The organism is Pseudomonas sp. NY15435 (assembly GCF_048068295.1).
In the GTDB taxonomy this organism is placed as follows: Bacteria; Pseudomonadota; Gammaproteobacteria; order Pseudomonadales; family Pseudomonadaceae; genus Pseudomonas.
This window is the reverse complement of the sequence record NZ_JBLUQA010000014.1, coordinates 60,333-74,295: the sequence shown is the minus strand read 5'-3', so window position 1 is coordinate 74,295 and position 13,963 is coordinate 60,333. Positions and strand designations below refer to the sequence as shown.

General features: G+C 66.3%; 11 protein-coding genes. 1 reads left to right on the top strand and 10 read right to left on the bottom strand.

Annotated elements, in window-relative coordinates; all coding sequences use genetic code 11:
• Positions 1–67 precede the first annotated feature (67 nt).
• The 5 genes from ACNFH5_RS26375 to ACNFH5_RS26355 form a co-directional block, all read right to left on the bottom strand.
• Positions 68–2,503, bottom strand: coding sequence for an efflux RND transporter permease subunit (locus ACNFH5_RS26375; RefSeq protein ID WP_416751194.1), 2,436 nt, complete (start codon positions 2,501–2,503; stop codon positions 68–70).
• 59 nt (positions 2,504–2,562) lie between these two features.
• The gene (locus tag ACNFH5_RS26370) at positions 2,563–3,639 is read right to left on the bottom strand and encodes a WD40/YVTN/BNR-like repeat-containing protein (RefSeq protein ID WP_416751192.1); all 1,077 of its coding nucleotides are present in this window, start codon (positions 3,637–3,639) and stop codon (positions 2,563–2,565) included.
• A 54-nt stretch (positions 3,640–3,693) separates the two neighbouring features.
• Positions 3,694–5,052 (bottom strand): DUF1329 domain-containing protein, encoded by a 1,359-nt coding sequence (locus ACNFH5_RS26365; RefSeq protein ID WP_416751190.1) that lies wholly within the window; start codon positions 5,050–5,052, stop codon positions 3,694–3,696.
• A gap of 41 nt (positions 5,053–5,093) precedes the next feature.
• Complete coding sequence (locus ACNFH5_RS26360) at positions 5,094–6,941, bottom strand: DUF1302 domain-containing protein (protein WP_416751188.1); 1,848 nt, start codon at positions 6,939–6,941, stop codon at positions 5,094–5,096.
• Between the two features lie 154 nt (positions 6,942–7,095).
• Entirely contained in the window at positions 7,096–7,629 is a 534-nt protein-coding gene (locus ACNFH5_RS26355) for an RBBP9/YdeN family alpha/beta hydrolase (RefSeq protein ID WP_416751304.1), read from the bottom strand.
• Positions 7,630–8,006: 377 nt separating this feature from the next.
• Here ACNFH5_RS26355 and ACNFH5_RS26350 point away from each other — a divergent pair, with 377 nt between their 5' ends.
• Complete coding sequence (locus ACNFH5_RS26350; RefSeq protein ID WP_416751302.1) at positions 8,007–9,011, top strand: AraC family transcriptional regulator; 1,005 nt, start codon at positions 8,007–8,009, stop codon at positions 9,009–9,011.
• A gap of 304 nt (positions 9,012–9,315) precedes the next feature.
• On the opposite strand, the gene ACNFH5_RS26345 is transcribed toward ACNFH5_RS26350, so the two are convergent.
• The 5 genes from ACNFH5_RS26345 to ACNFH5_RS26325 form a co-directional block, all read right to left on the bottom strand.
• Entirely contained in the window at positions 9,316–10,326 is a 1,011-nt protein-coding gene (locus ACNFH5_RS26345) for a YeiH family protein (RefSeq protein WP_416751186.1), read from the bottom strand.
• Positions 10,323–10,649: a Rieske (2Fe-2S) protein gene (locus tag ACNFH5_RS26340; protein WP_416751184.1), complete on the bottom strand. Its 327-nt coding sequence runs from the start codon at positions 10,647–10,649 to the stop codon at positions 10,323–10,325. Before ACNFH5_RS26340 ends, ACNFH5_RS26345 begins: the two co-directional genes overlap by 4 nt.
• Positions 10,646–11,290 (bottom strand): DsbA family protein, encoded by a 645-nt coding sequence (locus tag ACNFH5_RS26335; protein WP_416751182.1) that lies wholly within the window; start codon positions 11,288–11,290, stop codon positions 10,646–10,648. Before ACNFH5_RS26335 ends, ACNFH5_RS26340 begins: the two co-directional genes overlap by 4 nt.
• 32 nt (positions 11,291–11,322) lie before the next feature.
• Positions 11,323–12,612, bottom strand: a complete 1,290-nt coding sequence (locus tag ACNFH5_RS26330; protein WP_416751180.1) for an MFS transporter — start codon at positions 12,610–12,612, stop codon at positions 11,323–11,325.
• A 296-nt stretch (positions 12,613–12,908) separates the two neighbouring features.
• Complete coding sequence (locus ACNFH5_RS26325) at positions 12,909–13,961, bottom strand: 3-keto-5-aminohexanoate cleavage protein (protein ID WP_169939312.1); 1,053 nt, start codon at positions 13,959–13,961, stop codon at positions 12,909–12,911.
• Positions 13,962–13,963 lie beyond the last annotated feature (2 nt).

Below are 13,963 nucleotides of genomic sequence, written 5' to 3'. Positions count from 1 at the left end.
ACCATGACGCACCCTGTAGGAGCGAGCTTGCTCGCGAACAATGCCCCGCTGCGGGGTGACTACGTCCTCAGAGCTTCCTGCCACCGAGCAGGAAATGCGACAGCGCCGGAATCAGGATCAACGCCCCGAGCATGTTCCAGAGGAACATGAAGGTCAGCAGGATGCCCATGTCCGCCTGGAACTTGATCGGCGACCAGGCCCAGGTAATGACGCCTGCCGCCAGGGTCACGCCGACCAGCGCCACAACCTTGCCGGTGAAGGCGACCGCCTGCTGGTAGGCCACCGACAACGGCAGCCCGGCCCGCTGCAATTGCAGTTGCACGCTGAGCAGGTAGAGCGCGTAGTCCACGCCAATCCCCACGCCCAACGCGATCACCGGCAGCGTGGCGACCTTCACGCCGATGCCCATCATCACCATCAGCGCCTCGCAGAGGATCGAGGTGAGCACCAGCGGCAGCAACGCCACCAGGGTTGCGCGCCAGCTGCGGAAGGTGATCAGGCAGAAGATGCCCACCGCCGCATAGACGTACAACAACATGCGGTGGTTGGCCTCGCGCACCACGCGGTTGGTGGCGGCCTCGATCCCGGCGCTGCCGGCGGCGAGCAGGAACTGGCGGTCCGGCGTGCTGTTGGCGCGGGCAAAGTTTTCGGCGATGCCGGCCACTTCGTCGAGGGTCTGCGCCTTGTGGTCCTTGAGGAAGGCGATCACCGGCATCAGCGAGCATTCGGTGTTGAACAGCTCCGGAGTGTTCACCGAAGCCTGTTGGGCGGCGTAGTTGAGTACGTCCTGGTTGCGCTGCAGGCTGGCGAACTTGGGATTGCCCTCGTAGGTGCCGGCGGTGATCTGGCGTACCGCGTTCACCAACGAGGTCGTCGCCTGCACGCCCTCGTGCTGTTGCAGCGCCCAGCCCAGGCGGTCGGCAAGGATCAGCGTGCGGTAGTTCAGGCAGCCTTCCGGCGCAGTCTTCACCATCACCGCGAAGAGGTCGCTGGAGAGCGCGTAATGGCTGGTGATATAGGCGTTGTCGCGGTTGTAGCGCGAGTCGGCGCGCAGCTCCGGTGCGCCGGCGTCGAGGTCGCCGATCTGCAGGTGCTGGCTGACCAGCAGGCCGCCGGCGCCCAGCAGCGCCGCCACGACCACGGCGATAGTCGCCCAGCGCCGCTCGGTGAAGTGATCGAGCAACGCCCACAATTTGCCGAGGCCCTGCTGGCGATCCACCTGGCGCTCCTCGCGCAGGGCACGCTCTGCCGCGCGCTGGCTGACTCCAACGTAGGACAGCGCCACCGGCATCATCAGCAGCGAAGTGAAGATCAGCACGGCGACGCCGATGCTGGCGGCAATCGCCAGGTCCTGAATCACCGGGATATCGATCAGCATCAGCACGGCGAAGCCCACGGCATCCGACAGCAGCGCGGTGACACCGGCCAGGAACAGGCGGCGGAAGGTATTGCGTGCCGCCACCTGCTTGTGGGTGCCACGACCGATGTCCTGCATGATGCCGTTCATCTTCTGGGTGGCGTGGGACACGCCGATGGCGAAGATCAGGAACGGCACCAGGATCGAATACGGGTCCAGCGCGTAGCCCAGCCAGGCCACCAGGCCGAGCTGCCAGACCACCGCCAGCAGCGAGCAGCCGATCACCAGCAGGCTGCTGCGCAGGCAGCGGGTGTAGAAGAAGATGATGACGAAGGCGGTGACCACCGCCAGGCCGAAGAACAGCATTACCCGCACCAGGCCGTCGATCAGGTCACCCACCAGCTTGGCGAATCCGATCACATGCAGGCGCACCGGGCCCTTGCCCTCCTCGCCGGCGGCGAACGCACGGGCGTCGCCCAGGTATTCGTACTTCAGCCGCAGGTCGTCGAGGGCGCGCGAGAATTCGCGGTAGTCGATGCCCTTGCCGGTGGCCGAGTCGCGGTCGAGCAACGGCACCACCAGCATGCTGGAGCGAAAGTCGTTGCCCACCAGGCTGCCGACAATGCCGGCGCGGGCGATGTTCTGGCGCAATTGCCCGATGGCCTCGGGCTTGCCGTCGTAGCCGTCGGGCATCACCGGGCCGCCCTGGAAACCTTCCTCGGTGACTTCGGTCCAGCGCACCGCCGGCGACCACAGCGACTTCATCCAGGCGCGGTCGACGCCGTGGCTGAGGAACAGCTGGTCACTGATCTGCCGCAGGCTGGAGAGGTAGGCCGGGTCGAAGATGTCGCCATTGGGGTTCTCCACCACCACCCGCACCGAGTTGCCCAGGCCGCGCAATGCGGCGCGGTTGTCCAGGTAATTGCGGATGTAGGGATCGCCGTGGGGGATCATCTTCTCAAAGGCCGGGCGCATTTCCAGGCGGGTCACAGCCATGTAGCCCAGCACCAGGGTGACCAGCGCGATCAGGGCGATGAACAGCGCGCGGTGGTTGAACACCAGGCGCTCCAGCAGGTTGCCGCTGTGGGTGTCAAAGTCCCGCAGTTCGCGGACTACAGGCATCTCGCCTTGCTTCAGGTCGACCATGAGGCTGTCTCTCTATCTCTTGTTCTTATGGTTCTTGAACGGGTGGAACACCGGTGCGCTCAGCGCACCGGCATCGCGTTCTCGCGGATGCCACGGGCACCGACCAGCAGCAGCCGAGCGGGACCGGCCACGGCGCCGCTGACAGGCAGGCGCTCGGCCAGATCGAGCGCTTTGAAGCTGGCGCCGCTGTCATCGCTGACCAGGCCCTGGCCGGCCTGACTGAACAGGTACAGCCGGCCGTTGGCGTCGAAGCTGGCGGCGGTCAGGCTGACCGGCAGGCCGGTATCCACTGCGCTCCAGTTTTCGCCGCCATCAAGGCTGCGGATTGCGTGACCGCGCAGGCCGTAGGCGAACACCAGGCCGGGCCGCGCGACAACGCCGAAGAAGCTGCCAGCGTAGGGCGACTGCAGGGCGACGAAGCGCTCCTGTTGGCCCTCCTGTTGATGGGAAAGGCGCAACAGCAGCCCCTGCTCGCCGACGACATACAGGTCATCACCGCTGGCGGCCATGGCGGTCAGGTGCAACGCCTGGGGGTTGTCGATGCGGTGGTTCCAGGGCTCCCAACTCTTCCCCCCGTCGCGGGTATGCAGGATCAGGTTGAAAGCGCCGACCACGAAGCCTTCGTTGGCGTCGCGGAACCACAGGTCGAGGAACGGCTTGTCGGCGCCCTCCTCCTTCAGCCGCTGGGCCTGATCGAGCCACGTGGCGTTGTCCGGCTGCGGATGGGCGTTGTAGTAATCGATCATCAGCTGGCCGATCTGCCGGCCATCGAGTTGACGTTGCCAGTGCACCCCGCCATCGGCGCTGTGCAGGACCACGCCATCGTGCCCGACCGCCCAGCCGTCCCGCGGCGTGGGGAAGCGTACGGCAGTGAGGTCCGAGCTGACCGGCACCTCGGCCTGCAGCCAGCTGGTGCCGCCGTCATCGGAATAGAGGATGTGGCCGCGCTGGCCCACGCTCACCAGGCGCTTGTCGACGCGGGTGACGGCCAGCAGCGGCACGCGGCTGGGGGTTTTGCTGTGCGCCGCCGGCAGGTCAAGCACGTCGACGAAGCTGTCGGCGTTCTCACCAGCCTGGGTAGCGCCAGCCAGCAGCAAGGCGCCCAGGAGCATCAGGCGCTTGAAGGGGATCTGCATGGTGCTTTCCTCGGGTAGAACAGCGGCGGCTCCAGCGGGAGCCGCCGCCCACGGTCAGCGAATGCCGCTGCCGGCCAGCGCCTCGGGGGACCACTGGGTCTTGGCCAGCGGGTCGATGTAGCTGATGCCGCCGTACGGACCGACGACGCCATTGATGTTGTACGAGCCGGCAGTCAGGTCGTAGATCATGAACGGCGTGGCGTCCGGGATACGCTTGTCGTAGCTCTGGCTGAGGAAGGCGAAGGAGCCGCGATAGAGCTGGCCACGGGCGTCGTACTGGTCGGAGGCCAGGGCCACCCAGCTGTCTTCGTCGAGGTAGAAGCGACGCTTGGCGTAGATGTGCCGCGCGCCGGATTTCAGGGTGCCTTCGACGACCCACACGCGGTGTTTCTCCCAGCGCACGTAGTCCGGCGACAGGTGATTGGGCGTGACCACCGGCTTGATGTCGCTGGCATAGGTCAGGCGGTAGGTGTTGTAGGGCACGATCATTTCCTGCTTGCCCACCAGCTTCCAGTCGTAGCGGTCCAGCGCACCGTTGAAGACGAACACGTCGTCGTAGGTGCCGGCGCCGGCCATGCCGGGGTTCGGGGTGTCGTAGGCGAGGTTCGGCGCCAGCTTCACACGGCGCTGGCCAGGCAGGTACTGCCAGGCGCGGCGCGGCTGCTGCAGCGGGTTGGCGGCGTCCTTGAGCATCATCGCCTCGCCGGCGCGGCGCGCCGGGCCGCTGTAGTACAGCTTCATCTGGTAGTAGACCTCGGAGCCTTTTACCGGCTGGGTGAGGTCTTCGTACACCGGGTAGTTGATGAAGGCCTGGCCGGTGGTGGCAAGGTTGGCGCTGCCGGAAGCGTCGACGTTCCAGGAGTCGTACTTGGCCTTGATGTTCACGCCCTGGTAGCGCAGCAGGAAGTTCCACATCGCCTCGGCGCCGGTCTTCGGAATCGGGAACGGCACACCCGGCAACGCGTTGTCGATGGCGGTGCCGCCCTCCAGGGACTGGGCAGTGACGGCGTTCTTCCTGCTGTTCTCCAGCACGGTATCCGGCAGCGCGGCGCTGCGGTGCGTCGGGTAGACGTCCACACGGAAGGTCGGATAACGCTTGGCCAGCTCGACGGTGGTGGCGGACAGTTCGTTCTTGTACTGGTCGACGTTCTTGCCGTCGATCACCAGCACCGGTTTGTCGCTGGCGAACGGGTCCGGACGCATGCTGTCGCCCGCCTTGAAGCTGGCCGGGGCGGTGGTCAGGCCGCCGGCATAGGCGGGAATCGAGCCGTCGCTGCTGGCGGCTTTCTCGGCGCCGATCAGGGTCAGGGTGCTGCCCAGCTGGGCGGCGTCCTGCGGGGAAACAGCGGCCTGGGCCAGACCGCAGAGGGTCAGGCCGAGGGCGGTGGCGATCAGGGTGGGCTTGAAGTTCATGCTGTGTTTCTCCTGCTTCAATATCGAAGCCTGGGGTGAAATCAGAAAGTGGCCTTCAGGGAGGCGGTGACCATGCCGCGGTCCTTCAGCAGGGGCGCGAGGCCGCCTTGCGAGGTGATCTGGCCGGGAATGCACTGGTACTGGCCGTTGGCGCCGGGGGTGTTGTTGTCGCGGCCGCTCTCGCAGGTATCGAAGGGGCCGAAGGCATCGACGTATTTCAGGTCCAGGCGGTACTTCTGGTGGAAGTCCGCGGCCACGCCGACCGAGTAGCTGCCGGCGTCTTCGTTGCCGCCCAGTTGCACCGCCGAGTTGCCGTGCAGGCCGACGTTGTAGGACATGGGCATGGACAGGTCGACACCGGGGAAGGCCTGGTACCAGGTCGGGGTGAAGTTGGCGGACATGGCGTAGGCGTTGGTGGTGACCTTGTCGACACCGCGGTAGCTGGAGTCACCCTTGAAGGTCTGCTCGCCTTCGGTGACATCGACCAGGTGCGTCAGGGTGCCTTCCACGGCCAGGGACGAGGCATCCCACAGCGGGGTGGCGCCGAAGGTCACCAGGCCGTTGAGCACGACATGGAAGGTCTTGCCGCGAGCCAGGCCCGTGTCGCCGTCACTGGGCAGCTCGCCGATCAGGTTGGCGCCGTTGATGCGGCCTGCCTGTGCCGCCGCGTAGAGCGCCGAGTTGACGGTGGTGAAGTTGCTCGCCAGCGGCATGTTCTCGCGGTAGTTGAGGTCCATGCCGACGCTGACGCCGCCAATCTCCTTCGACAAGCTGATGCCGTAGATATCGATGTCGTCGGCGTAGGCGGTGATGTAGTTCATCCCCGGCAGGCCGGCGAGACCGGGCTTGTGCAGGTTCGGCGCGTCCACCAGCACGGCCGGCAGGGTGTCGGAGGTGTTGCGGTAGTAGAAGCCCAGGGTGCCGTCGAGCCATTCCGGGCTCCACTTGGCCATCAGGCCGAAGTCGCCGGTGTTGTCAGGCTTGCGGTCATGGCCGCGCGGCGCGCCGTAGAAGGCGTTCTGCGCGGGCAGCGGCAGCCAGAAGACGTTGCCGCCGTCGTTGAGCATGTCGTAGGGGCCCATGTAGGTGCCGCCTTCGGGGAAGCGCGAGTTCTCGAACTCGAGGAAGTACTGCGCGGCCAGGGTCAGCTCGGGGTTCACCGTCAACGAGGCGGACAGCTGGTTGCGCGGCATGAACAGCTCTTTGGCCTCGGTACCGGGCACGTTGTACAGCTTGCCCAGGTCCAGGGCCGATTGGCCGTAGTTGATGCCGTTGGCGGCGCTGAACAGGGTTTCGCCCCAGTAGATGGTGTGGCGGCCGAGCTTGCCGCTGAGCTGCATGTCGTCGCCTACCTGGTGGCTGGCGAAGACGAAGGCATCGAGCAGCTCGCCGGAGGGACCGTTGTAATAGCGGTCGGCGAAGTTGCTCAGGCCGTGGGTGGACGGCTGTGCACCGCGCGGGGAAACCACCGTGCCGTTGCGGGTAACCAGGTGCCCGGCGTTGCCTTTCTGGCCGGGGAACGGGTTGTCCGCGCCGACATCATCGTAGGCATGGTCGTACCAGCCAGCGGCGGAAAGGCGGAAGCCCATGCTGTCGCGGTAGACGAAGTCCAGCTCGCTGAGCAGGTCGAAGCGCTGGGTCACCGGAGTGCCGGAGGAGAAGTTGCGGTCGCCGTCGTTGGTGTTGGCGGTGCCGGCGATCTTGCTGTTGGGCGATTCGACCCGCTGCCCGTAGCTGAGCTTGACGGTGTTGTCGAAGCGGATCGACAGGTCCGGATTGCCGGTGTCCAGCTCGAAGGCCTGCAGGGGCTGGCCGGCCATGGCGGCGAGGACTGCGGTCGCCAGCAGGCAGCGCTGCAGGGGACGATGCTGATTGCTCTGGTGATGCATGCGTGTGCTCCGTTTCTTGTTGTGGTCGGGACGCTTTCCGGGCCCGTCCCGCAGCCCCCTCTTCCGCTCTGGAAGAGCGTGCGCCGGGGCGCACGAGGGCCTGCCCCGGCGCGAACGCCGGAACCGGGGTGGTTGTTGAATCAGGTGTGGTGGATCAGTTATCCAGCATCTGGATCAGGGCTTCGGCCTCTGGCCAGTCGCCAAAGCCCGATGCAGGGTTGAGGTGGCCGACACGGCCCAGCTCCACCAGGCTGGCGCGCCAGTGGCGGGCCATGCGCTGTACGGCCTCGGGGCTTGCCAGCGGGTCGTTGTCGCTGCTCGCCAGCAGTGTCGGGAACGGCAGCGGCTCGAGTGGCAGCGGCGCCCAGCCCATCTCGGCGAGGACCGTCGGCTTGGGGTAATGGGCCGGCCAGTCACCGTCCAGGTCCGGCGGGGTGGCGAGCAGTGCGCCCTTGATCGGCCGGCTGTAGCGCGCCGCCCAGTGAGCGACCATCAGCACACCGGCGCTGTGGGCAACCAGGATCACCTCGCCTTCGATGCTCTCCAGCTCGCGCTGAATGGCTTCGATGCGGGCGTTCAGGTCCAGCTTGTTCTCGGTCAGTGGCGGTACGCTGCGCACATTGGGCAGGCGCTGCTCGAGCAGGGTCTGCCAGTGCTCGGCGACGTGGTCGCGCAGGCCGGGGACCATGAGGACGGTGGTGGTAGATTTATTGTTGCTCACCGGTTCACCTTTGGGTGATTTCGAACTTGTTGGACAGACAGTAGAGGTGCACCGGTGGCGGTGCTTTGCATTGAGCGTCAGGCACTTCGCATTTGATGACAGGCCCCGGCCAGCCTGATATCCCGCCGTTGCGCCGCAGCCCCTGGGTGACGGGACGTACGGTGCATTCCAGAGCGCCGCAAGCACTGGCCGAAGCGTGAAACTTCGTACACGCTTGGTTACAGCTGTCGCTAGAATCTGAAGTCATCGACCCAGCCAGCGTGCACTCTGGTCGTCAGGCGTCCATGAACCCTGCCGGCACGGAGCAACCACAAGAACAAGAAGGCGATTCACGCATGACCCCAATGGTTCGCATTGCGGCCCTCACCAACTATCTGGAAGTGGCCCGACACCTGGGCCTCAATCCGCAGCAGCAACTGAGCTCGGTGGGCCTTTCCCAATCCATGCTCGAGCACCCGGAGCAGCGCATTCCCGTTGCCACGGCGGTGACCCTGCTGGAGGAGTCGGCGCGCATCAGCGGCTGCGAAACCTTCGGCCTGCGCATGGCCGAATCGCGCCAGCTCGCCGACTTCGGCGTGATCAGCCTGCTGCTGTCACACCAGGCGACGCTGCGCGAGGCGATGGACACCATCATCCGCTACCGCCACCTGCTCAACGAATCCCTGGCGCTGTACGTGGATCAGGAAGGCAAGATGGCGATCCTGCGTGAGGAGCTCCTCACCGTGCCGCCCATGCCCATGCGCCAGGGCCTGGAGCTGGCCCTGGGCACCCTCTACCGCCTCTGCGCCGCCCTCCTCGGCCCGCACTGGCGGCCGGTCAGCGTCAACTTCAGCCACGACGCCCCGGCAGACATGCAGGTGCACCGCCGACTGTTCGGCTGCAAGATCGAATTCGGCAGCGAGTTCAATGGCATCGTCATCCCCGCCGCCGACCTTGACGCCGCCAACCCCATGGCCGACCCGGCCATGGCGCGGCATGCGCGCAGCTTCGTCGACTCCCTGCCCGGCGCCACCGACGGCAGCACGCTGAACGAGGTGCGCAAGTCGATCTACCTGCTGCTGCCCATGGGCCGCGCGACCATCGAACAGATCGCCCAGTCGCTGGGGCTGAACGTGCGCACGCTGCAGCGGCGGCTGGAAGACAACGGGGTTACCTTCTCCGATCTGATCAACGAAGTCCGCCGCGAACTGGTGCTGCGCTACATGGAGAACCCGCGCTATTCGCTGGGGCGCATCGCCGATCTGCTGGGGTATTCGATGCCCAGTTCCTTTACCCGCTGGTTCGCCGTGCAGTACGGGATGTCGCCGGCGGCGTGGCGCAAGGAGCATCTGGGCCGGGAGGGGGAGTGATCGCCTCCGGGGCTCGTGCTGTGCGGTTCGCGAGCAAGCTCGCTCCTACAAAGAGCGCACCATCTCCACCCTGTAGGAGCGAGCTTGCTCGCGAACGCACTTGAAGCGGGCGTGACCCGCTTGAGGTCAAGCTAAGGCTGGGCAGGCACACAAACAAAATCGCGGACGGAGTCCGCTCCTACGATAGCCAAACCGCGCGTAGGAGCGGACTTCGTCCGCGATCCACATTCGCCACGGGCCAGTACGTAGGGCGGATAACGCTGGCGCGTTATGCGCCCTACGGCTCAAGACCTGCTCAGCGGGTTCAACCCGCGACCTTCAACATCCCCAGCACCAATAGGGCCAGAAACGCCGTCTCCCCCAGCATCAGCAGGATCGGCTTAATCCCCACCGTCGCCAGCGCCTTGAGCTGGGTCTTCATCCCCAGCGCCGCGATGGCGATCACCAGGCACCACTGCGAGAGTTTCCCTCCCGCCTCGACCACCAACGTGGGCAGGTAGCCGGTGCTGTTCACCGCCGCCAGCAGCACAAAACCCACGGCAAACCACGGCAGCAGCGGTGGACGCTTGTCGCCAGGTTCAACGCCACGGGCGCGGGTGATCATCGCCGCGCAGAGGATCACCGGCAGCAGCATGGCCACGCGCATCAGCTTGACTACCGTGGCGCTGTCGCCGACTTCCTTCGAGATGCTGTAGCCCGCGCCGACCACCTGGGCCACGTCGTGGATGGTGCCGCCGAGGAAGATCCCCGCCTGCAGCGGCGGCAGGCCCAGCGAGCGGACGATCATCGGGTAGAGAATCATCGCCAGGGTCGACAGCGCCGACACGCCGAGAACGGTGAACAGCGTGGCCTTTTCCTTCTGCGTGTGTGCCGGCAGCGCCGCCGCCAGGGCGAGGGCCGCCGAGGCGCCGCAGATGGCGGTGGCGCCGCCGGTGAGCAGGCCGAAGAGGAAGTTGAAGCCCATGGCACGGGCCGCTGCGATCGACACCAGGATGGTCACCGTCACCAGCACTACCACCATGATCACCGGCTGCCAGCCCAGCTCGGCAATCTGCCCGAAGGTGATGCGAATACCCAGCAGCGCCACGCCCAGGCGCAGGATCTCGCGGGCGGTGAACTCGATGCCGGCCTTGCACACGCTGTCGGCGGAGAGGAAGTTCATCGCCAGGCCGAGCAGTAGCGCGAAGAGCATCACCGGCGCGCCGTAATGCTCGGAAAGAAAGGTTGCCGCCGCCGCTACCATGGCGCTGACCAGCAGGCCCGGCAGCAAGGTGCGGCTGCGGGTGCCCAGAGCGGAAAGGGTCATCGTGGTCATGCCGGCACCTCCTGCCGGGCCATCACCGCGTAACACTCGTCGGCGTGCCATTCGATGGCATATCGCTGCAGGCCGAAGCCCTTGATGCCCGCCGGGCAGCCGCTGGCGAGGTCGAAGCGCAGGCCGTGGGCCGGGCACTGCAGCCAGCGGCCATCCAGCCGCCCGCTGAACAGCGAGGCTCCGGCATGCGGGCAGCGGTCGTCGATGGCATGCAGTTCGCCGTCGACGTCAAAGAGCAGGATGATGCCCTTCTCATGGTGCAGCAGACTGCGACCGCCGCGCGCCGGCAGGCGGTCAGCGGGGATACGGATCAAGCCGTTCATGCCGGGATCGCCTCCGGGAGCTGTCGTTCCAGCGCTCGGTAAAGCGCCGCCAGCAGCTGCTCCGGGCTCTGCCCGCCCAAGGCGAAGGCACGGCCTTCGAGGAGGAACATCGGTACGCTGGAGTCTGCCAGGGCCACGCGGCGGCCGATGAACTGGCGCGCGCCATCGGCCAGGACCTCGTCGAAATCGGCCACATTGAAATCGCAGGCGCGCAGCAGGCGGCGCAGGGTGTCGCGGTTGCCGATGTCCTGGCCGAGCTGGAAGTGCGCGCGGAAGATCATCTCCAGCAACTGCTCCTTCTGGCTGTCGCTGCCCACGTGTACCGCGCGCTGGAACACGCGGTGCGCATAGGTGGTATTGGGCATGGTGAGAATGCGTTCGAGATCGAGGTCGACTTTCGCCACCTCCGCCGCCCGCCGCACTTCACCCATGCGCGCCTTCACCGCGCGCTTGCCGCCCAGGCGGCGCTGGTAGAACTCGGCGAAGGGCTCACCCTCCATGGCAATCTGCGGCAGCAGTTGCAGGCCCAGCCAGTTCACCCGCACGTTCAGTTCCGGACGCTGGCGCGCCAGCAGGCGCAGGGCAACGTCGAGGTTGCGCTTGCCAATCAGGCACCAGGGGCAGATGAAGTCGAACGTCATGTCCACGCTCAGATTAAGAGACGGAGCCGGCATCACACGCCCTCCTCTTCGCCGCGCAGGCGGCGGATATCGCTGTGGTAGTGGCGCCGGGCGTAGAAGAAGACCAGCGCGGCAAGAATGCTCACCAACGGGATGAGCTGGAATGCGCGATCCAGGCCGATATGGTCAGCCAGCACGCCGGTGAGCAGCGGGCCGGGGGCCAGACCCAGCAGATTGTTGGCCAGTGTCAGAGTGGCGAAGGCCGTGCCGTGCACCGCCGGCGCGGTGAGGTTGGCAACCATCGCGCCGGAAGGCCCGGACGTACCGGCAGCGACCAGCATTCCCAGGCAGATCAGGCTCAGTTGCGCAGTACCCGGCGGCAGGTGGAAGGCCACCGACAGCAGCAGGCAGCTGACCAGGCAGAAGCCGATGGCGAGGATGATCTTGCGTGGCGGGTTGGCGCGACCCAGGCGGTCGCAGAGGATGCCGCAGAGCACCATGCCGCTGCCGCCGACCAGCACGATCACCGCCGAGATCAGCCCGGCCTTGCCGGTGTCCAGGTGGTAGTAGCGGTTCAGGTAACTGGGAATCCACACCATCACTGCGGCGGCGACGAACAGCTGCAGGCCGCTGCCCAGATAGGCGGCGATCACCGAGCGGCTGCCGAACAGGCTACGCAACGAGCGCCCGCCGGCCTGGCGCGGCGCTTCGGCAGCGGCCACCGGGGCGATGCGCTTCTCGCTGACGATCAGCGGATAGAGCAGCGCCAGCAGCAGGCCGAACAGTGCCATGCCGGCAAAGGCCCAGCGCCAGCCCAGGTGCGCGGCAAGCACGCCGCCCAGGCCCATGCCGAGCACCGAGCCGAACATGCCGCCGGCCATGAAGGCGCCGGTCAGGGTGGCGCGCAGGTGCGCCGGGAATACCGAGATCACCACGGCGATGCCGACGCTGCCGTAGGCGGCCTCACCGACTCCGACGAAGAAGCGCGCGGCGAACATCTGCGGGAAGGTCTGCGCGACGGCGCAGCCCAAAGTGGCGAGGCTCCACAGCATGGCCATCAGCGCCAGGCTGCGCACGCGGCCCCAGCGGTCGGCGAGCAGCGACAGCGGGAAGGTCAGCAGGCCGACCATCACCGCGACGATGCCACTGAGCAAGCCCAGCTGTGCGTCACTCAGGGCCCACTCGACCTTGAGCAGTGGGAAAACGGCATTGAGCACCTGGCGCGACATGTAGTCGGAAATCAGCAGGCCGAAGGTCAGGGCGAACACCACCCAGGCATAGCGGCGCGGCACGCTGGGCGCAGTGGCAGGGATGTCGCCCAGGGCGACGGAGTGGATGGCCATGGTGCTAGCTCTCCGGGTGAGTGGGTGGATTCTTGTTGTGGATGGTACGAGCAAGGGGATGAGCCCTTGGCCTAGCGGCAAGTGGAGATGTCCCCACCTGCCCCTTTGCAACCTGCGAGCCCCGTGCGACTGGGTGGCCCTCTCCCCCGCCCTCTCCCTGAAGGGAGAGGGAGCGGTCCGTGCCGGCTGACGCCACGGTCTCATCCTGCACCGAACGGTCCCCTCTCCCTTCAGGGAGAGGGTTAGGGAGAGGGAGAGCGCCATGCAGAACCATAACGATCATGGTTCGAGGCCCGTCACGCACGAAGCGGGACGGACTTCTGGCCCGGCTGGCGGTTGGGCGCCATGCCGTTCATGCGAAGGGTTTCTTCCACGCTGTCGTACTGCACGCCGATCTTGTAGATGGCGCGCGCTTCCTTGCCGCTGGCGACCTCGCGGCCCAGCTCATGGGCGACGCGGACGCACTGCTGGATCTGTTCCACCGACGTCATGCGCTGGCCGTGCTGGCCGATGATGGTGTCCTCGATGCCGCAACGCGGGTGCAGCCCCATGGCCATCGCCATCATGTTGAACGGCAGGACGTTCTTGAGCAGCGACTCGGCTGTGACGGTGGCGCCGTCCGGTGCGCGGTGCACGAAGTTCATGAAGTTGAACGGGTTGGGGCCGTCGAAGCCGCCGCCAATGCCGATCCAGGTCAGGTTCAGCGGGCCCTTGTAGACTCCCTTGCGCACCAGACGCTCGAGGGTTTCCAGGGCATGCATGCCGGTGAGCTGGAAGTGCGGCTGGATGCCGGAGGCCTGCAGGCGCTTGAGGTGTTCCTCGACCCAGGCCGGGCCGGCCGGCACGGTCATCTCGCTGTAGGCCGCCTGGTACAGCGGGTTTTCCAGGGAGGTGCCCTTGAGGTACTCCGGATAGAGCAGCTCCATGATGTTCATCTGGGTGGTGTTGATCGCCACCGTTACCTGGTCGGGCTTGGGAGTCAGCTCGGCGAGCATATGGCGAGTGTCGTCGGACAGCCATTTGGCCGCTTCGCCGTCGCTTTCCGGGGCGAAGGAAATCGAGCCACCGACCTGGATGATCATGTCCGGCACGGCTTCGCGCACGCCGGCGATCAGCTCGTTGAACTTCGACAGTCGCTTGGAGCCTTTGCCGTCGAGTTCACGTACGTGCAGATGCAGCACGGTGGCGCCCGCTTCGTAGCAGTCCACGGCCTTCTGCACCTGCTCGTCCATGGTCACCGGGATGTCTTCGGGGAAGTCCTCGGGCATCCATTCAGGGCCGTAGGGAGCGGTGGTGATGACCACTTTTTCCTGGTTCTCGGGGTGCAGCGAATCGTCGAAGAATTGCATGT